The sequence below is a fragment of the Tsukamurella sp. USMM236 genome (assembly GCF_037148755.1).
In the GTDB taxonomy this organism is placed as follows: Bacteria; Actinomycetota; Actinomycetes; order Mycobacteriales; family Mycobacteriaceae; genus Tsukamurella.
In genome coordinates this window covers 799,572-816,637 of record NZ_JBBCSS010000001.1, presented here as the reverse complement: position 1 = coordinate 816,637, position 17,066 = coordinate 799,572, and the positions used below count along the sequence as shown (strand labels likewise).

The following is a 17,066-nucleotide window of genomic DNA, read 5'->3' as shown; positions in this document are numbered from 1 at the left end:
CCTTTTCGCGGTGGCCATGCCGAAACGGCATAAGCACGTCGGTGCGGCCCTCGCTCACCCGGCGAGCGCCTTGTTCGCGTTCGAGACTCCGACGAGGAGCGCGACCTCCCTCATTGACCAGGCGTTATGCGTGCGTCGCATCGCTGTTCCGCGCGACTACTGCTCCCCGCGCACAGCCGCCTCCCCGACCGTCGCCGTCCGCGCGCCGTCCTCCCGCAACGCCTCCGCGGCGGCGGACCGTCGCAGCGCGTAGGCGCCGCACAGGGCGCAGGTGACGGCGGAGACCACGCCGCCTACGAGCAGCGGCGCAGCGGGGGTGGTCACGTCGGCGATGGCGCCGAGCAACGGCGCGCCCAGGGGCGTCCCGCCGAGGAAGGCCAGCATGTAGATGCCCATCACGCGGCCGCGGTACTCGGGATCCACCGACAGCTGCATGATGCTCATCGCGGAGGTGGTGAAGGCCATCTGCAGCAGCCCGACGAGCATCAGCAGCACCGCCACGAGCCAGAACCACGGCGCCAGCCCCGCCAGCACCGAGGCCACGCCGAAGGCGCAGCCGCCCACGAGGCAGGTCCGCAACGACGCCATGCCCGTCCGCTTCGCGGCTAGCAGCGCCCCGGTGAGCGTGCCGACGGCGAGCAGCGTCGACAGCAGGCCGTAGGCGTCGGCGCCCAGGCCGAAGCCCTGGCGCGCCAGCAGCGAGAGCGCCAGCGGGAAGTTGATGCCGAAGGTGGAGACGAAGAAGACCGCGATCATCACGAGCGCCAGCTCGCGCCGCCGACGCACGTAGGCGAACCCGGCCCGCAGCTGCCCCCGCGCGCGCGGCACCGGCGGCGCGGGGAACAGCTCGCTCGCCCGCATGAGCAGCAGCGCCGCGACGATCGCCCCGGTGAACACCGCGTTCACCGCGAACACCCACCCCGTGCCCACGCCTGCGATGAGCAGGCCGGCGATCGCGGGACCCACGATCCGCGCGGCGTTGAAGACCATCGAGTTGAGGCCGATGGCGTTGGGCAGCAGCTCCGGCCCCACCATCTCGATCGTGAAGGCCTGCCGGAAGGGCCCGGCGATCGCCGTCACGCAGCCGAAGACGAAGGCCAGCACGAAGACGTGCCACAGCTGCACCACCCCGGTGAGCGTGAGCACCGCGAGCACGGCCGCGCACGCCGCCGCGGCGGTCTGGGTGAACATGAGCACCCGGCGCTTGTCGTACCGGTCGGCGAGGAGGCCCGCCCAGGCGGAGAGGAACAGCGTGGGCCCGAACTGCAGGGCCATCACCACGCCGAGCACCCAGCCGCGGCCGTGCGCGAGGTCGAGCACCAGCCAGTCCTCGGCGACGCGCTGCATCCAGGTGCCCACCAGGCTGACCGCCTGGCCGCCGGCCCAGAGCCGGTAGTTCCTCGTTCGCAGGGAAACGAAGACGCTCGGCACTCGTCCGATAGTAGTCCTAAGTTTTCCGGCGGGGTCTCAGACCAGCCCGCTGGAGAGGGCCACGACGGCCGCGAGCCAGGCCAGCACGATCGCCCCCGCGAAGCCCGCGCAGAAGAACCGCGCCACCGGCCGCCGACGGTACGCCGACAGCACCGGCACGGCCCCCGCGGTGCCCAGCACGAGCAGGAACAGGCCCAGCCACCGGTTGATCGCCATCACCCCCACGAACAGCCCGGAGAGCACGCCACCCGCGAGCATCGCCACCACCGCCGCGACGGCGGTGCCGGTGATCCACGGGGTGTAACGCGGCGCGGTCATGTGCGGGCGCGCTCGTACAGGGCCAGCGCCGCCGCGGTGGCGACGTTGAGCGAATCGGTGCCGCGCGACATGGGGATCCGCGCGCGCACGTCCGCCGCGGCCATCGTCGCGGCGTCGAGCCCCGGCCCCTCCGCGCCCACCAGGTACGCCACCCGCGACGGGTCGCCCGCGACGGCCGAGGCCACCGTCGCCTCCCCCGACGGGGTCAGCGCCACCGTCCGGAATCCGTGCTCCGCCAGCACCCCCAGGCCCGAATCCGGCCACCCGGGCGCGGGCAGGTGCGCGAACGGCACCAGCAGCACGTGCCCCATCGACACCCGCACCGCGCGCCGGTAGAGCGGGTCCGAGCACCGCGGCCCGAAGAGCACCGCGTCGGCGCTCAGGCCCGCGCCGTTGCGGAAGATCGAGCCCAGGTTCTCGTGGTCGTTGACGCCCTCGAGCACGACGACGGTGCGCGCGCCGTCGAGCAGTTCCCCCGCGTCCAGCGGCTCCGGCCGGCGGGCGGCGGCGAGCACCCCGCGGTTGAGGTGGAAGCCCACCACCCGCGCCATGAGTTCCGCGGTCACGAGGTAGCGCGGCACGTCCGGCGCCCGGCCCTCGAGGCGCGCCAGCTTGGACTCGACCCCCATGATCGCGTGCGGCACGAAGCGCGAGGCCAGCATCCGCTCCACCACCGGCACGCCCTCGGCGAGCACGATTCCGCGCGCGAGGTCGGGCCGCTTGTCCGCGGCGGACAGGTCGCGGAAGTCGCTGAGCCGCGGGTCATCCGCGTCGTGAATCGGATAAATCGGTTGCGCCGGCACCCCACCAGCCTAATATCGAACTACGTGATCGAGATCCGTACCGCGACCGAAGCCGACTGGCCCGAGATGTACGCACAGGACGTGCACGCCTTCGGCTCCCCCTTCGAAGCCGAAGCCGCCCCGCTCATCCGGCGCACCCTGGACCTGGACCGGTTCGTCGTCGCCCGCGACACCACCGACGGCGCGCTCGTCGGCGTGGCGGGCTCCTTCGCCCTCACCCTGACGGTGCCCGGCGGCGCGCAGCTCGACGCGCCCGGCGTCACCTGGGTCTCGGTGGCGCCCAGCCACCGCCGCATCGGCGTGCTGCGGAAGATGATGGACGAGTTGCACTCCCGCTACCGGGCCGCGGGCAACGCCGTCGCGATCCTCACCGCGAGCGAGGGCACCATCTACGAGCGCTTCGGCTACGGCGTCGCGACCATCGTCGACGAGGTGACGATTGCGCGCCGCACGGCCCGGCTGCGCACCCCGCTCCCCGGCCCGCTGCGCACCCGCATCACCGACGCCGCGGCCGCGCGCGAGGCCGTCGAGGACCTGTACCGCCGCTGGCACGCCGCGACGCCGGGATCGGTGTCCGCGGAGCAGTTCTGGGAGCTCTTCCACGCCGACCCGGAGTGGGCGCGCTGGGGTGGCACGGCCCGCCGGCTCCTGCTGCACCCGGACGGCTTCGTCGCCTACCGGGTGGACGAGAAGGACCGCGCGCAGCTCGACGACGTCCGGGCCCTCACCGACGAGGCCGCGGCCGACCTGTGGCAGACGGTGCTCGGGCTCGACACCTTCGACGAGGTGACCGCCGACCTGCCGCCGGATCACCCGCTGCGGGAGATGCTCGTCGATCCGCGCTCGGTGAAGGTCACCGACCACAAGGACCGGCTGTGGCTGGCCTTCCTCGACGTGCCCGCCGCCCTCGAGGCCCGGACCTACGAGTACGACGGCGATCTCGTGCTGGGCGTGGACGGCGCCGCGTACCGGCTCACCGTCGACGGCGGCGTCGCGCGCTGCCGGGCGACGAAGGAGGCACCGTCGGTCTCGCTGAGCGGGCCGACGCTCGCCGGGCTGTACCTGGGGGCGGTGTCGCCGAGCACCCTGGCGCGCGCCGGCCGGATCGCGGGCGACTGGAAGGCTCTGGGGATTTTCGTCACCGCGAGTCGGCCGGAACTCGGGACCTCGTTCTGAAAATTCGGCGTACGCCGCGATTCAATGACGGTTAAGGAACGGCCCTATCGGAATCAATCCGATAGGGCCGTTCGCTATTCGATCGGGAATCCGGGTGGATTCAGCTTTGCTTCTCTTCGGCGGCAATGAGGCCGTTGAGAATTCCCACCGCGTCGCCGAGCGTCGCGCGCTGCTCGGGCGACAGCTCGTCGAGCTTGCCGCGCAGCCACGCCTCGCGGGCCGCGGCCTCGCCGGTGATGACCTGTTCGCCCTCGTCGGAGAGGCTGACGATCACCTGGCGGCCGTCGGTGGGGTGCGGGGCGCGCCGGACCAGCCCCAGGTCGGCGAGGGACGCGATGACCCGGGTCATCGACGGCGGCTGCACGCGCTCGCGTGCCGCGAGTTGCCCGGGCGTGAGCGGCCCGTCATTCGCGAGCGCGTTGAGCGCGGAGAGCTGCGTCAAAGAGACGAGCGAATCGCGACGCCGGCCGCGGAGGTGGCGGGCGAACCGCACGGTGGCGAGAGCAAGCTCTCCCGCCAGCCGATCGTCATTGTCAGTCACGGCGTTAGAGTACATCTGAGAAGTGCAATTGCGCGCATGAACCCCGGGAGTAACGATGAACCTTCAAGGGAACGAGCCGGGAAACACCGTCACGGCACCCGAACTCCCCCGCGCCGCGACCGAGCCCCGGCCGGTCGTCATCGCCGGGACCGTTGCGTTCGCAGTGGCCCTCGTCATCGCCCTGCTCGCCCGCGGGACCTTCGGCGACGCGTGGATCGTGTGCGCGTGCGGCGTCGGCGTGGGGGCGTTCGGGGCCACCGTCCTCACCCTGCAGCGGCGGGCGGCCCTGCGCGGCGATCGGGGAGCACAGCGCGGCCTCGTGTGAGCCGCAGCACACCCAGCCCCAGAGCGACCACGAGCGCGCCGATCGCCCACCCCGCCACCACGTCGAGCAGCCAGTGCGCGGCCAGGTACACGCGGCTCAGGCCGATGGCGAACGTGCCGAGGAGCGCGGCCACGAGCGGCCACCGTCGGCCCGTGAGCGCGCAGGCGGCCACGGCGAAGGTCCCGAGGACCACCATCGAGTTCAGCGCGTGCCCGGACGGGAAGCTCTCCGACGAGATCACGACCAGCCTCGGCGGGATCGGCGGCCGCTCCCGCCCGAAGAGGGATTTGAGCACGACCATCAGCCCGAGACCGAACAACTGGGTCAGGCCGCAGTACAGCGCCCAGTCCGATCGCTTGAGGCGCACCAGCAGGTAGAGGAACCCCGCGATGCCGATCGCCCACATGGACGCGGTGTTGCCCACCGTCGTGATCACGCGCATCGCGGCGGTCAGCGGCCCCTCACGGATCGAGAGCATCCAGTCGAGCGCACCCTGATCGACGGGATTGGGCCATGCGTCGCCGTCGGTCACCACCGTCTCGACTGTACGTGGAGCACGCCGTCCGCCACGACGTACGGGACGCGGCGCTCGGCCCCGCCGACCACGACCACGAGCTCGTCGTGGACGTGCACCTCCGCCGCGTCGGGCAGTTCCCCGAGGGCCTGGGCCAGGGTGACGCCCGGGTGCGCGCCGCGCGCGAAGCGGTCGCCGGCGCTCGGGATCTCGACCGGCTCGGCGCCCGCGAGGGGAAGGTCCAGCGTGTCGGCGAGGTCCGCGGCCACGTCGAGCCCGCCGAAGACCAGCCCCGACGCGGTGAACCGCGCGCACGGCACGTCGAGCACCGCGGCGTCCTCGGCGTCGAGCACCTCCCCGTCGATGCCCCGGACCCGGGCGGGGAGCGCCGCGAGCCGGTGCCCCGCGATCGCCCGGTGCGCCGCGATCACCACGGCGGGCGACGGGGTGCGCGCGGGGTCGGCGAGCGCGTCGGCGAGCACCTGCGCGTCGGCGTCGGTGCGGACGGCGTGCAGCAGCGCCGCCCGCAGTCGCGGCGCGGCGGGGTGCGTGCACGGGTCCAGCAGCCCGGCGAAGGCCTCGTAGTCGGGCGGCCGCACCCGGCCCAGATCGGTGCGGGTGTGCAGCCACCAGGCGGTGTAGCCGTCCGGATCGTCCAGTACGCCCGGCAGTTCCGCCAGCAGCGCGTACGCGGGCTCCCAGTGCTCGACCAGATCGAGGTCGCGGACCGCGATCAGCTCGTCGGGCTCCCCCGGCAGCTGCGACCACCACTCGTCCGCGCCGTCGAGGCTCTCGTCGGGCTCGGTCGGCAGGGGCTCGCGGAGCACGCCGAAGGACCAGCCGACGCCGATGGCCCGCAGCGCCTCCGCGGGGTACCGCGCCTCGAAATCGGGGTCGACGGTGCCGTACGGGTGGTCCTCTCCGAGCACCGCGCGCAGCGGCGCGGCCGCGGCCAGCAGCTCGTCCGCGGGGTACAGCGCACCGTCGTCGCCCGGGACGGGGAGCAGGCCCAGGAAACCCGGCCCGACGGTGCCCTCGCCGATCAGGCCGAGCACGGCCGCGGTGAGTTCGAGGTCCGCGTCGGTGGCGCCGGCCTCCCAGTCGATGCGGCCCACCTCCTCGCGCAGCGCGGGATCGCCGAGCAGGTCCGCGGGGCTCAGCCGCCGCGCGCCCGCCCGCTCCAGCAGCGGGTGCGCCGCCGCGGGGTGCACGATCCGCGCCCAGGTGACCAGCGCCAGCGCATCGGCGTCGCCGGCCACGAGGCTCGCGCCGCGCGCCCCGGTGACCACGCGGCCGTCGGCGAGCGGGACGGGCAGGGCGCCCAGGTCGTCGGCGGAGAGCCGCGCGGCGTCGAGGGCGGCGTACAGCTCGCCGTACCAGGCCGGATCGCGGTCGCGCGGCACCGCGTCGGCGAGGTCCGCCGCGGTCAGCTCGCGGGCGCCGAGCGCCACCAGGCGCGCCGCGTCCGGCGCCGACGAGTACTCGGGCGGGACCAGCGGAAGCGCCTCGCACAACAGAGTATTCAGCTCGGCGGTGAGCCCGGGCAGCACCGCGGCGCGGTCGGGGCGCAGCCGCGCACCGTCGGGCCCGGGGACCCAGGCGTGCCCGCGCAGCTCGTCGTCGATCGCCTCCCGCAGCAGGGCGTCGACGGGGCCCGCCGGCGGCCGGCGCGGCGGCAGCAGCGGCATCGGGTCGGGCTGCGCGGCGACGAAGGCGGCGTAGCCGCGGGCGGCGAGCGCGACGTCCGCGCCGGGGTGCAGGCGGCGCCGGTCGGGCGTGGTCGGCAGGTCGGCGATGACCCGCACGGGCAGGGTCAGCGGCTCGTCGGTGCGGGTGGGCGCGTGCAGGAACCGTGCATCGGCGCCGATCACCCAGCGCGCGTGCGGCCCGTGTCCGGTGACGAGGTCGGGGGTTTCGAACCGCTCGTCGCCGACGGTGACCGCCGCGAGCGCGGGCAGGTCCAGCAGGAGGTCCGCGGCCTGGTCGGCGAACTCGGCGAGCAGCGCGGGGTCCGCGCCGACGAGCACGACCTCGGTCGCGAAGCCCGCGCGCGGCGGCGCGGCGACGGGGTACGGCAGGCGCATCGCGGCGACCTCGTCGAGGCCGGAATCGGCGCGCGAGCGCTCCGCGGAGAAGGCGATGCCGCCGCCCGTCGACCGGATCTCGACGTGGTCGGTCACCGTCAGGACGGCGGCGAAGCCGACCCCGAACCGGCCGATGGAGGCACCGTCGGACTTGGGCGAGACGCGCAGCGCGGCGAGGGAGGCGACCCCGGACTTCGACAGCGGTGCGCCGGTGTTGGCGACGTGCACCCCGTCGGCCTCGGCCCAGACGGCCAGTTCGCCGGGGATCCCGGCGGCGGTGGCGGCGTCGGCGGCGTTCTGCGCCAGCTCGACGGCGACGCGGTCGCGGTAGCCGACGGTGACCAGGTCCCGCTCGGCGGCGAGGTCCTCGGCCGCGCGGGTGGGTGAATCGCGCCACGCGGCGAGGGTCGCGCGGCGCAGCGCGGCGGTACCGAACGGATCGGCGGCCATGTCAGGCCTGCTCGGCGGGAACCTTCTCGACGGCGCCGTCGTCGTAGGGCTCGTACGCGGGGCTCCCCTGGCCCGACGGTGCCGTGACCGAGGAGTGCGCGCCGCAGCCGTAGTGCGCGTGCACGACGCGGCCGTCGGCCGAGTACTCGTTGCCGCAGGCGCCGAAGGCCGCGCCCAGCGCGCCGGCCAGCGGCAGGAAGAAGGCGCAGTCGCCGCAGTGGTAGCGGGTGGAGCGGGCCATCTCGGACTCCGGGCCGAAGTCGCCGGCCAGCCAGCGCTCGGCGGCCTCGATCCGGCCGATCCGCGACATCACGCGCTCGAGGTTCACGCCGATCTCGCCGGCGACGTCGTCCACGGCCGGGTCGCCGGACAGGGCGTGACCGGGCTCGATGCGCACGTCGTTCTCGCGGGGCGGCAGCGTGTCGCCCGGGGCGAGGTCGCCCGCGCGGATCCGCTCCTCCCACGGCACCCACTCGGGGGCGGTGAGCGAACCGGGGCCGGGCAGCAGCGCGGTCTCGGAGACCGTCAGTTCCCCGCCGGGCGTCGCTGCGATCACCGCGCACCATTGCCAGCCGCGGTACGCGGGTACGTCGGCCTCGAAGTAATGGGCCACCGCGAACTCGTCCTCGACCACGGTGGCGACGTGCGCGCCCACCCGGGCGCCCTCGTCGGCCTCCAGTACGGCGCGCGCGAGGTCGACCGCGGCGCCTGACTGCAATGCGGAACTCACCCGTCCGATTGTGCCGGATGGCGGGCGCGCAGGTGCAGCCGGGCGGCACACGCCCCCGAAGACGGCACCGCCGCGGATGCGGAACAATGGTCGGTGTGAGCGGTCATCCGGGGCAACAGCAGTATCCCCCCGACGAGCCCCGGCGCCGTCCGGGGTCGACGCCGCATGCCCACAGCGGGCAGTCCGTGCGGCAGGGGGCGGGCGGCGATGCGCGCCCGCAATACACCTCCAACCACCACCTACCCCCGCTCGAGGACACCCCGTCCGCCGCCGACCGGCGCGCGGCCGAGGACGAGCAGCGGCGGATGCCGCGCAAGATCACGGTCACCCGGGTGGCGGCGATGCGCAGCCGCGAGATCACCGAGGCCGGGATCGCGAAGTGGCATCAGGCCACCAAGGCCGACGGTGCCGACAAGTCCGGCCTGACCGCCCTCACCTACCCGGTCATCCTCAACAACGCGGTCGACGCCGCGATGATGGTGGCGCTGGCGAACACCCTGTTCTTCGCTGCGGCGCAGGCCGAGTCGAAGTCGAAGGTCGCCCTGTACCTGCTGGTGAACATCGCGCCCTTCGCGATCATCGCGCCGTTCATGGGGCCGCTGCTGGACCGCATCCAGCACGGGCGCCGGGTGGCGCTGGCCGCGTCCTTCGGGATCCGCGTCGCGCTGGCGGTGCTGCTCATCACGAACTGCGAGTACGACCCGATCGCGAACACCGTCAACTTCGATCCGTGGGTGCTCTATCCCTGCGCGCTCGCGATGATGGTGATGAGTAAATCCTTCTCGGTGCTCAAATCCGCGGTGGTGCCGCGGGTGATGCCGCCGTCGATCGACCTGGCCCGGGTGAACTCGCGGCTCACCCTGTTCGGCCTGGTCGTGGGCTCGGGCGTGGGCGGCGCGATCGCCGCGGGCGCCGAGTTCGGGCTCAGCCGGATGCTGCACATCCCCGGCGGCATGTACGCGCTCATGGTGTTCGCGGTGCTCGGCGCCGTGATGTGCATGCGCATCCCGAAGCGGGTCGAGAGCACGGCGGGCGAGGTGCCCACCACCCTCTCGTACACGGGCGCGATGGCGCGCGACGCGGAACGGCAGGCGGACCGCGGGCAGGACACGGAGAGCGGGCGCGCGAAGCTCGGCGCGGCGTTCAAGAACCTGCGGGTGCCGCTCGGCCGCAGCGTGGTCACCGGGCTGTGGGGTAACACCACCATCCGCGTGCTCACCGGCTTCCTCACGCTCTACATCGCCTTCTACAGCAAGGCCGAGCAGGCGGCGGGCGGTTCCGCCACCGAGTCCCTGCTCATGATCGGCGCGGTCGGCGCCGCCGCGGGCATCGGCAACTTCATCGGCAACGGCATCGGCGCCCGGCTGCAGCTGCCGCGGCCCGCGCGCATCGTCGTGCAGGCGACGGTCGCGGCCACCGTCGGCGCGATCGTCGCGGCGGTCTTCGGCAACCTCGTCGTCATCGCCGCCGTGACCTTCGTCGCGTCCGGGGTGTCCGCGCTGGGCAAGGTCTCGCTCGACGCGTCCATCCAGGACGACCTGCCCGACGAGTCCCGCGCCTCCGCCTTCGGCCGGTCCGAGACGGCGCTGCAGCTCGGCTGGGTCGGCGGCGCCGCGCTCGGCGTGCTGCTGCCGCCGACGCTGTGGATCGGCTTCGCGACCGTCGCCGCGATCATGGTCGTCGGCACCGTGCAGACGGTGCTGACCTACCGCGGCGGCTCGCTGATCCCGAACTTCGGCGGCAAGCGGCCGGAACACGTCCCACCCACGATGAACGGTGTCTGAAGATGATCAAGCCCAGCCCGAAGCTCCTCCTCGCCGGCGCGGTGTTCGCCGTCGCCGCGGCGGTGCTGTTCGCCTTCACGATCGTCGCCGGGCTCGAGAAGCGGGATGAGCCGAAGCCCCGGCCCACGCTGCAGGCGACCGTCGGGGACCGCATGCTCAACGTCGCTCCGATGCAGTTCTGCACCAACGTCCAGGCGTCGGCGTGCGACACCGCGCAGCGCCCGGTGAAGCTGCCGGTGGAGTTCGGCCAGGCGATCGTCATCTCGCTGCCCGAGTACATCACCGAGCGCCCCTGGTTCCTGACGGTGCAGCGCTACGACGCGAAGCGCGGCCAGGCGAAGCTCGACACGATCACCCACGTCGATCCCGCCGAGGCGACGCTCGTGCTCAAGTCGACCGAGGACCTGTGGGTCGCGGCCGTCGAGATCAACGTCCCGTCGCAGTACCAGGACGCGTCGGGCAACCTCATCGCGCAGGCGGTCTGGGGCATCGACACGACGCCCGACAGCGTCTCCAAAGACTTCGCGCTGGTCCAGAAGCCATGACCGGCGGCGAGAGCGTCATCCTGCTGTTCGTCATCGCGGGCACGCTGGCGCCGATCGTCCTCGCCGTCGTGGTCCGGCGCCGGCAGAAGTCGGGCCGCTGGCGCGGCGGCTTCACTCCCGGCTACGACCCGACGACCGACAACTGGGCGACGCGGGTGAACGACCCTCCGCCCGCGAATCCCGACCAGTCCGAGATCCGCGACCGCCGCGAGTTCTGAGCCTCACCCGGTCCGGTCCGCCCGCCCCGGCAGGCGGAGTGCGGGGACGACGCCGAGCACGGTGACCGCCGCCATCACCCAGAACGCCGGGTGCAACGCGGCCTCGGCGGGGCCGTGGGCGAGACCCGCGTGCAGGACGACGGCCACCGCCGCGACGCCGATCGCGCCGCCGAGCTGCTGCGCGCCGCGGGTGAACATCGAGGCGTGCGGGAACTGATCGCGCGAGAGCCCGGTGTACGCCGACGACAGGATCGGGACGAGCACCGCGCCGAGGCCCAGTCCGCGCGCGAACAGCACGAGCGCGAGCACGACCGGGCTCGTGCCGGCCGTGACGAAGGCGAAGGGCACCGTCGCGGCCGCCATCAGCGCGATCGCCGAGACGGCCACCGGACGCGGACCGAAGCGGTCCACCAGCCCGCCGACGAAGAACCGCGGCACGAACGCCCCGACGGCCTGGGGCGCGAGGAGCAGGGCCGTCGCGAGCGCGCCGTCGCCGCGGACCGTCTGCCAGTACAGCGGCATCAGGAACATCGTCCCCATGAGCGCGCCGCCCACAGCGAGACTCGCCAGCGTCGACGCGGCGACGGTCGGGATGCGCACCAATCGCACACGCACGAGGGCGCGGTCCCCCACCCGCGCCGCATGCACCCCGAACGCCGCGATCAGCGCCGCCCCGGACACCACGAACAGCAGAAGGACGCCCGACGTGCCGCGCTCCGCCAGCTCCGCGAGCCCGTAGAAGGTGAGGACGATCCCGGGGGCGAGCAGCGCCAGGCCGGTGCGGTCCAGCGGCGGAACGGCGCTCGTCGGCGCATCGTCCGGCAGCACCCGCAGCGCCGCCACGACGGCGAGCAGGCACAGCGGGACGTTGATCGCGAACATCCAGCGCCAGTCCGCCCAGTGCAGCAGCGCGCCGCCCACGACGGGGCCGATCAGGGGCCCGAGCGCGATGGGCACGCCGAGCGCGGCGGTGACCCGCGCGACCGAGCCGCCGCCGGCCGCGCGCACGGCGATCGTCTGCATGTTCGTCATCAGCACGCCGGCGGCGGCGCCCTGCAGCGTGCGGAAGACGATGAGGCTCACCGGACTCCAACTCGCGGCGCAGAGCGCGGAGCCGACGGCGAAGACGACGAGCGCCGCCACCCACAGGCGCCGGCCCCCGAGGCGGGCGTCGAGCCATCCGCACAACGGGATCGAGACGACGAGCGCGAGCAGATAGGAGGTGCTCACCCACTGGATGGTGGCGATGTCGGCGCGCAGGTCGAGCACCAGCGTGTGCACCGCGATGGTCAGCATCGTCGTGTCCAGGATCGGGGCGAAGACGCCGACGACGAGGGTTGCGATGAGGGCGCGCATCGAGCGCGTCGAGGTCGCCACATTAGATACAGTCACGTATCTAATGTGCGCCATGTTGATAAGATACGCAAGTGGACTCAAAGTCGGATGCGCCGCGCACCCGCCGACGCGGCGCGGCGCTCGAAGAGGCGATCCTGGACGCGGCGTGGGACCAGCTGACGGAGGGCGGCTACGGCGACTTCACCCTGGAGGCCGTCGCCGCCCGCGCCGGAACGTCGCGGTCGGTCTTGTACCGCCGCTGGCCCGGCCGGGTGGAACTGCTGCGCGCCGCGTTCGCGCACCTGGGCGGCACCCCCGTCGCACCGCCGCCCGCGACCGGCTCCCTGCGCGGCGACGCGATCGCGCTCCTCACCGCCATGTCCGACCACCGCGTCGAGCTGATGATCCTGCTGCAGACGCGCCTCGGCGGGTTCTTCGCCGAGTCCGGCGACTCCCCCGAGGACGTGCGCGAACTCATGGTCGGGCCGCGTGCCGGGTCGATGCAGGAGGCCGTCACCCGGGCGATCGGGCGCGGCGAGGTCGACCCGGCACGGGTCACCGACCGGATCGTGCGCCTACCCGCCGACCTGGTGCGACACCAGATGGCGATGACACTGCGCCCCGTGCCGCCCGAGGACATCGCCGAGATCGTGGACGACTGCTTCCTGCCGCTGCTGGCGACCCGAGCGGCCGGAGCGGGGACCTAGGAGTCCAGCTCGCGGGCGATCTCGCGAAGCACCTTGGCGATCTGCTCGGAGGCCTTGCGGTCCGGGTAACGGCCCTTGCGGAGCTCGGGCTGCACGCCCACGTCGAGCAGCTGGATCATGTCCTCGATCAGCACGTTCAGGTCCTCGGCAGGCCGACGGTTCGCCGCCGGGCGACGGCCGCGCTGGGCGCCCGCGGCGGCGCCGCGCGAGACGCTGGGGGCCGGCTCGAGCACGGTCACCGTCAGCGCCTGCGGGCCGCGACGTCCGGCGGCCATGCTGAACTCGACGCGCTGCCCCTGCTTGAGCCCGTCGGTACCGTCGGGCAGCGCGGAGGAACGGACGTACACGTCCTCCCCGCCCTCCTGGGAGAGGAAGCCGAAGCCCTTGTCCGTGTCGTACCACTTGACCTTGCCGGTAGGCACCGTCATCACCCGCTCTGCACTAAGAACAACAAAACGCGCCCCGCGAACGGCGGGACGCACTGCGACTAGTCTAGAGGAATGGGCAAGTTCGTTTCCGTCGCCGTCTCCGCCGCGATCGCGCTGTTCGCGATCGGGCTGATCGCGATCGCAGCCCTCTTCCTGACGCCGCTCCTCGCGGACGGCACCACGGCCCCCACCTGGGTGTACGCCCTCACGCCGCTCGCGCCCGTCGGATTCCTCGTCGGCGTGGTCGCGGTGATCCTCGGCGGCCGCGCCGGAGACGGCGAGCCCCGGCCATGAGGCCGCTGGTCGACCGCTACGGGCGCGTCGCACGCGACCTCCGGGTCTCCCTCACCGACCGGTGCAACCTGCGGTGCACCTACTGCATGCCCGCCGAGGGCCTGCCCTGGCTCGCCAACGACCACGTCCTGACGGGGCCGGAGATCGACCGGCTCATCACCATCGGCGTCCGCGACCTCGGAATCACGGAGATCCGATTCACCGGCGGCGAGCCGCTGCTGCGCGCCGACCTCGACCGCATCGTCGCGCACGCCGCGGCGCTGGAGCCGCGGCCCGAGATCTCGCTGACCACGAACGGGCTGTCGCTGGCCCGGCACGCGGCCAAGCTCGCCGGGGCCGGCCTGGACCGCGTCAACGTCTCCCTCGACACCGTCGACCGGGAGGCGTACGCGAAGGTCACCCGGCGCGATCGCCTCGACGACGCCCTGGCCGGCCTGCGCGCGGCCGCCGACGCCGGCCTCACCCCGGTGAAGGTCAACGCCGTCCTCGGCCCCGGGCGGCTCGACGACGCGCGCCCCCTGCTGCGGCTCTGCCTCGACGCGGGCTACGAGCTGCGGATCATCGAGCACATGCCGCTCGACGCCGACCACACCTGGGACCGGAACACCATGATCACGGCCGAGCACATCCTGGCCGAGCTGCGCCGCGAGTTCACCCTCACGCCCGACGGGGAGCCGCGCGGCAGCGCGCCCGCCGAGCGCTTCCTGGTCGACGGGGGTCCGTCGACGGTGGGCGTCATCGCCTCGGTCACGCGGCCCTTCTGCGGCGACTGCGACCGCGTGCGCCTGACGGCCGACGGCCAGATCCGCACCTGCCTGTTCGCCGCCGACGAGACCGACCTCAAGCCGCTGCTCCGCGGCGGCGCGCCCGACGAGGAGATCGCCGACGCGTGGCTCGCCGCGATGCTGGGCAAGCAGGCCGGCCACGGCATCGATGACCCGTCCTTCCTACAGCCCGCCCGTCCCATGAGCGCGATCGGGGGCTGACGGAGTGCTGATCCGCTATTTCGCCGCCGCGCGCGCCGCGGCCGGCGTGCCGGAGGAGACCGTGCCGGTGCCCGACGGCGCGACGGTCGCCGATGTCGCCGACCTCCTCGCCGCGCGCCACCCCGAGCTGGGCCGCGTGCTCACGCGCTGCAGCTTCCTGCTCGACGAGGTGGCGGTGCGGGACGTCGCGGCGCCCGCGGCCGGCGCGATGCTCGACGTGCTGCCGCCGTTCGCCGGCGGCTGATCCGTACGCGTACACCGAGTGACATCAGTCACACATCGCAAAATCACGGTCCGGTAACGGTTGGGCCACGGGGCGGGTTCTGTTACCGTCGCTGAGGGCCGCAGCAGCAGCCACCCGATCGTCCGCAGCGCAGAGCTTCGTCCAGCGTCCGATTCGGGAAATGCACCACGATCTACACCTGGACGAAGGCGGAGGAACCATCCGCGGCCGCAAGGCCGCAGGGCACACGCCCTAGGGGTCAAGCCGGGCAACCGGCCGAGCAGCCTCTCGCTCGAACCCGACAGCTAACTTCGCACGCGCGTAGAGAGGAAAGACTTCACACGATGACCGGTCGTCACCGCAAGCAGTCCACCACCAGCCTGAGCGCCGCGAAGATCGCGGCCGCGGGCGCGATGCTGGGTGGCGCGGGTCTCGCGCTCGCCGCCCCCGCCGCGAACGCCGCCCCCGATTCCCAGTGGGACACCGTCGCCGCGTGCGAGTCCGGCGGCAACTGGGCCATCAACACGGGCAACGGCTACCACGGTGGCCTGCAGTTCAGCCCGTCCACCTGGGCCTCGTACGGCGGCACGCAGTACGCCCCCACCGCCAACCAGGCCAGCCGCGCGCAGCAGATCGCGATCGCCGAGAAGGTCCTCGCCGGCCAGGGCAAGGGCGCATGGCCCTCCTGCGGCACCGGCCTCGGCTCGCCGACCCCGCGCACCGTCTCCCCGACGGACACCGGCGCCACCAAGCCGGTCGCGAAGCCCGTCAGCAAGCCCGCCGCCAAGCCGGCGACGAAGCCCGTCGCCAAGCCGGTCGCGAAGCCCGCTGCCAAGCCCGTCGCCAAGCCGGCGGCGAAGCCCGTCGCCAAGCCCGCGGCGAAGCCCGTCGCGCAGGCCGGCCAGTCGGTCAACTCGCAGTACATCAACCAGGTCATCTCGCAGGCCCAAAGCGGCGGCCAGCAGGTCGACCCGGCCGTGCTCGCCATGCTGCAGCAGGCCGCGGCCAAGGGCTACTGAGCCCACCCGCACCACGTACGTCCCGAGAGGGGTCGCCGGCATCACGCCCGGCGGCCCCTTTCGGCGTTCTCGGCCCGAAATCTTGCGCGCACGACGACACCCGAGGACCACAGATACAGATCGTTTTGCATTCGCACACGATCTGCTAGGTTCACATCGGTCGTATTCGTGAACGCAAAGTTCAGCAGGGAAGAGAGCTACCGATGATCGCTCGCCACCGCTCCTCGCGCGCCGTCGGCACAGTCGCCGCGGTCAGCGCACTGATCGCCGCCGCGGGCCTCGTCGTCGCAGCTCCCGCCGCAGCCGCCCCCGGCTGCCCCTGCAGCCCCACCGTGCCCGTCCCGACCCCGGGCGCGCCCGCGAAGCCCGTGGCCGCGAAGCCCGCGCCCGCCAAGCCCGCAGCAGCCAGGCCCGCGGGCGTGCCGGGCGGCACCGGCGCCGTGAACGTCCCCGGCGTCGGCGCGGTGGCCGTTCCCGGCCTGGGCGGCGTCGGAACCGGCACGGGCGTCGTCGCGCCCGGTGGCCGCACGGGCGGCGCGGCCGTTCCCGCCGGCGTCGCCGTGCCCGCCGGCATCGGCGGCGCGACAGTCCCCGCCGCCACGGGCTCCACCCGCCCCGCCGGCACCGGCGCCGCGGCCGTTCCCGCGGGCACCGGCGCTGCGAACGTCCCCACGGGTCGCGTGGGCGGCGTCCCCGTCCCCACCGGCATCGGTGGCGTGGCCGTCCCCGCCGGCATCGGCGGCGCAGCGATCCCGGTCGTCGGCGGCACGGCCATCCCGGCCGGCATCGGCGGCGCAGCCATCCCCGCCGGCATCGGCGGCGCGGCGATCCCGGTCGTCGGCGGCACGGGCTTCCCGATCGCCACGGCGAACGGCATCGGCAGCACCGGCGGCGTCACCACGAACGGCGCGGGCGCGCGCGGCGTGGGCAGCGCGGCGGGCGTCGGCACGAACGGCGTCGGCACGGGCGCGGGTGCGCGGGGCATCGGCAGCGCGGCGGGCGTCGGCACGAACGGCATCGGCGCGCAGGGCCTGACGGCCTCGGTCGGCATCCCCGGCATCGTCGTCCCGGGCTCCGGCGTCACGCCGGTCCGCCCCGTCGTCCCCGCGACGCACCGGCGGTAGCCCGCCGGTCGCCCCGGGCGCCTCGACGCCC

20 protein-coding genes and 1 riboswitch are annotated in these 17,066 nt (G+C 73.7%); of the genes, 11 read left to right on the top strand and 9 right to left on the bottom strand.

What is annotated here, in order from left to right:
* Window positions 1-156: 156 nt before the first annotated feature.
* From WFK95_RS04005 to WFK95_RS03995, 3 genes are read right to left on the bottom strand one after another with little or no spacing between them, the layout of a single operon-like run.
* Window positions 157-1,431: an MFS transporter gene (locus tag WFK95_RS04005; protein ID WP_336669949.1), complete on the bottom strand. Its 1,275-nt coding sequence runs from the start codon at window positions 1,429-1,431 to the stop codon at window positions 157-159.
* A 36-nt stretch (window positions 1,432-1,467) separates the two neighbouring features.
* Window positions 1,468-1,749 carry a DUF2537 domain-containing protein gene (locus WFK95_RS04000; protein ID WP_224650014.1) on the bottom strand — a complete coding sequence of 94 codons (282 nt, stop codon included), beginning with the start codon at window positions 1,747-1,749 and terminating at the stop codon, window positions 1,468-1,470.
* On the bottom strand, window positions 1,746-2,552 hold the full coding sequence (locus tag WFK95_RS03995) for a TrmH family RNA methyltransferase (protein WP_336669948.1): 807 nt from the start codon (window positions 2,550-2,552) through the stop codon (window positions 1,746-1,748). The genes WFK95_RS04000 and WFK95_RS03995 overlap by 4 nt, the downstream gene beginning before the upstream one ends.
* Before the next feature lie 24 nt (window positions 2,553-2,576).
* Here WFK95_RS03995 and WFK95_RS03990 point away from each other — a divergent pair, with 24 nt between their 5' ends.
* Window positions 2,577-3,728, top strand: coding sequence for a GNAT family N-acetyltransferase (locus tag WFK95_RS03990; RefSeq protein WP_336669947.1), 1,152 nt, complete (start codon window positions 2,577-2,579; stop codon window positions 3,726-3,728).
* 100 nt (window positions 3,729-3,828) lie between these two features.
* Here the strand turns inward: WFK95_RS03990 and WFK95_RS03985 are convergent, their stop codons facing one another.
* Window positions 3,829-4,269 carry a MarR family winged helix-turn-helix transcriptional regulator gene (locus WFK95_RS03985; protein ID WP_374201354.1) on the bottom strand — a complete coding sequence of 147 codons (441 nt, stop codon included), beginning with the start codon at window positions 4,267-4,269 and terminating at the stop codon, window positions 3,829-3,831.
* A 55-nt stretch (window positions 4,270-4,324) separates the two neighbouring features.
* Between WFK95_RS03985 and WFK95_RS03980 the strand changes: the two genes are divergently transcribed.
* Window positions 4,325-4,594: a DUF2530 domain-containing protein gene (locus WFK95_RS03980; protein WP_336669946.1), complete on the top strand. Its 270-nt coding sequence runs from the start codon at window positions 4,325-4,327 to the stop codon at window positions 4,592-4,594.
* On the opposite strand, the gene WFK95_RS03975 is transcribed toward WFK95_RS03980, so the two are convergent.
* Genes WFK95_RS03975 through WFK95_RS03965 form a run of 3 tightly spaced genes read right to left on the bottom strand, consistent with a single transcriptional unit; the run spans window position 4,533 to window position 8,372 of the window.
* Window positions 4,533-5,129, bottom strand: a complete 597-nt coding sequence (locus tag WFK95_RS03975) for a phosphatase PAP2 family protein (protein ID WP_336669945.1) — start codon at window positions 5,127-5,129, stop codon at window positions 4,533-4,535. The genes WFK95_RS03980 and WFK95_RS03975 overlap by 62 nt on opposite strands.
* Window positions 5,123-7,642, bottom strand: coding sequence for a sacsin N-terminal ATP-binding-like domain-containing protein (locus WFK95_RS03970; protein WP_336669944.1), 2,520 nt, complete (start codon window positions 7,640-7,642; stop codon window positions 5,123-5,125). Before WFK95_RS03970 ends, WFK95_RS03975 begins: the two co-directional genes overlap by 7 nt.
* 1 nt (window position 7,643) lies before the next feature.
* Complete coding sequence (locus tag WFK95_RS03965) at window positions 7,644-8,372, bottom strand: DUF3027 domain-containing protein (protein WP_224649999.1); 729 nt, start codon at window positions 8,370-8,372, stop codon at window positions 7,644-7,646.
* A gap of 86 nt (window positions 8,373-8,458) precedes the next feature.
* Between WFK95_RS03965 and WFK95_RS03960 the strand changes: the two genes are divergently transcribed.
* Genes WFK95_RS03960 through WFK95_RS03950 form a run of 3 tightly spaced genes read left to right on the top strand, consistent with a single transcriptional unit; the run spans window position 8,459 to window position 10,919 of the window.
* Complete coding sequence (locus WFK95_RS03960; RefSeq protein ID WP_224649996.1) at window positions 8,459-10,156, top strand: MFS transporter; 1,698 nt, start codon at window positions 8,459-8,461, stop codon at window positions 10,154-10,156.
* Between the two features lie 2 nt (window positions 10,157-10,158).
* Entirely contained in the window at window positions 10,159-10,701 is a 543-nt protein-coding gene (locus WFK95_RS03955; RefSeq protein WP_224649994.1) for a DUF2771 family protein, read from the top strand.
* Window positions 10,698-10,919 carry a hypothetical protein gene (locus WFK95_RS03950; RefSeq protein WP_224649992.1) on the top strand — a complete coding sequence of 74 codons (222 nt, stop codon included), beginning with the start codon at window positions 10,698-10,700 and terminating at the stop codon, window positions 10,917-10,919. Before WFK95_RS03955 ends, WFK95_RS03950 begins: the two co-directional genes overlap by 4 nt.
* A gap of 3 nt (window positions 10,920-10,922) precedes the next feature.
* On the opposite strand, the gene WFK95_RS03945 is transcribed toward WFK95_RS03950, so the two are convergent.
* The gene (locus WFK95_RS03945; protein WP_336669943.1) at window positions 10,923-12,311 is read right to left on the bottom strand and encodes a DHA2 family efflux MFS transporter permease subunit; all 1,389 of its coding nucleotides are present in this window, start codon (window positions 12,309-12,311) and stop codon (window positions 10,923-10,925) included.
* Between the two features lie 35 nt (window positions 12,312-12,346).
* Here WFK95_RS03945 and WFK95_RS03940 point away from each other — a divergent pair, with 35 nt between their 5' ends.
* Window positions 12,347-12,961 carry a TetR/AcrR family transcriptional regulator gene (locus WFK95_RS03940; protein ID WP_336669942.1) on the top strand — a complete coding sequence of 205 codons (615 nt, stop codon included), beginning with the start codon at window positions 12,347-12,349 and terminating at the stop codon, window positions 12,959-12,961.
* On the opposite strand, the gene WFK95_RS03935 is transcribed toward WFK95_RS03940, so the two are convergent.
* Window positions 12,958-13,383: a cold-shock protein gene (locus tag WFK95_RS03935; RefSeq protein ID WP_308011470.1), complete on the bottom strand. Its 426-nt coding sequence runs from the start codon at window positions 13,381-13,383 to the stop codon at window positions 12,958-12,960. The two genes, WFK95_RS03940 and WFK95_RS03935, sit on opposite strands and share 4 nt — an antisense overlap.
* A 78-nt stretch (window positions 13,384-13,461) precedes the next feature.
* Between WFK95_RS03935 and WFK95_RS03930 the strand changes: the two genes are divergently transcribed.
* From WFK95_RS03930 to WFK95_RS03910, 5 genes are all read left to right on the top strand, one after another.
* Window positions 13,462-13,683 (top strand): hypothetical protein, encoded by a 222-nt coding sequence (locus tag WFK95_RS03930; RefSeq protein ID WP_224649984.1) that lies wholly within the window; start codon window positions 13,462-13,464, stop codon window positions 13,681-13,683.
* Window positions 13,680-14,669: a GTP 3',8-cyclase MoaA gene (gene moaA / locus WFK95_RS03925; RefSeq protein WP_336669941.1), complete on the top strand. Its 990-nt coding sequence runs from the start codon at window positions 13,680-13,682 to the stop codon at window positions 14,667-14,669. Before WFK95_RS03930 ends, moaA begins: the two co-directional genes overlap by 4 nt.
* Window positions 14,670-14,673: 4 nt before the next feature.
* Window positions 14,674-14,913, top strand: coding sequence for a MoaD/ThiS family protein (locus WFK95_RS03920; RefSeq protein WP_336669940.1), 240 nt, complete (start codon window positions 14,674-14,676; stop codon window positions 14,911-14,913).
* 151 nt (window positions 14,914-15,064) lie between these two features.
* A riboswitch (cyclic di-AMP (ydaO/yuaA leader) is annotated at window positions 15,065-15,226 on the top strand.
* 10 nt (window positions 15,227-15,236) lie between these two features.
* Window positions 15,237-15,911 carry a transglycosylase family protein gene (locus WFK95_RS03915; protein WP_336669939.1) on the top strand — a complete coding sequence of 225 codons (675 nt, stop codon included), beginning with the start codon at window positions 15,237-15,239 and terminating at the stop codon, window positions 15,909-15,911.
* Window positions 15,912-16,114: 203 nt separating this feature from the next.
* Window positions 16,115-17,035: a hypothetical protein gene (locus tag WFK95_RS03910; protein ID WP_336669938.1), complete on the top strand. Its 921-nt coding sequence runs from the start codon at window positions 16,115-16,117 to the stop codon at window positions 17,033-17,035.
* Window positions 17,036-17,066: the final 31 nt, after the last annotated feature.

Excerpts from the sequence above, each read along its gene's own strand:
- WFK95_RS03950 (WP_224649992.1), top strand. The coding sequence starts at position 10,698 with ATGACCGGCGGCGAGAGCGTCATCCTGCTGTTCGTCATCGCGGGCACG.
- WFK95_RS03980 (WP_336669946.1), top strand. The coding sequence starts at position 4,325 with ATGAACCTTCAAGGGAACGAGCCGGGAAACACCGTCACGGCACCCGAA.
- WFK95_RS03910 (WP_336669938.1), top strand. The coding sequence starts at position 16,115 with ATGATCGCTCGCCACCGCTCCTCGCGCGCCGTCGGCACAGTCGCCGCG.
- WFK95_RS03970 (WP_336669944.1), bottom strand. The coding sequence starts at position 7,642 with ATGGCCGCCGATCCGTTCGGTACCGCCGCGCTGCGCCGCGCGACCCTC.
- moaA (WP_336669941.1), top strand. The coding sequence starts at position 13,680 with ATGAGGCCGCTGGTCGACCGCTACGGGCGCGTCGCACGCGACCTCCGG.
- WFK95_RS03955 (WP_224649994.1), top strand. The coding sequence starts at position 10,159 with ATGATCAAGCCCAGCCCGAAGCTCCTCCTCGCCGGCGCGGTGTTCGCC.
- WFK95_RS03960 (WP_224649996.1), top strand. The coding sequence starts at position 8,459 with ATGGTCGGTGTGAGCGGTCATCCGGGGCAACAGCAGTATCCCCCCGAC.
- WFK95_RS04000 (WP_224650014.1), bottom strand. The coding sequence starts at position 1,749 with ATGACCGCGCCGCGTTACACCCCGTGGATCACCGGCACCGCCGTCGCG.
- WFK95_RS03930 (WP_224649984.1), top strand. The coding sequence starts at position 13,462 with ATGGGCAAGTTCGTTTCCGTCGCCGTCTCCGCCGCGATCGCGCTGTTC.
- WFK95_RS03915 (WP_336669939.1), top strand. The coding sequence starts at position 15,237 with ATGACCGGTCGTCACCGCAAGCAGTCCACCACCAGCCTGAGCGCCGCG.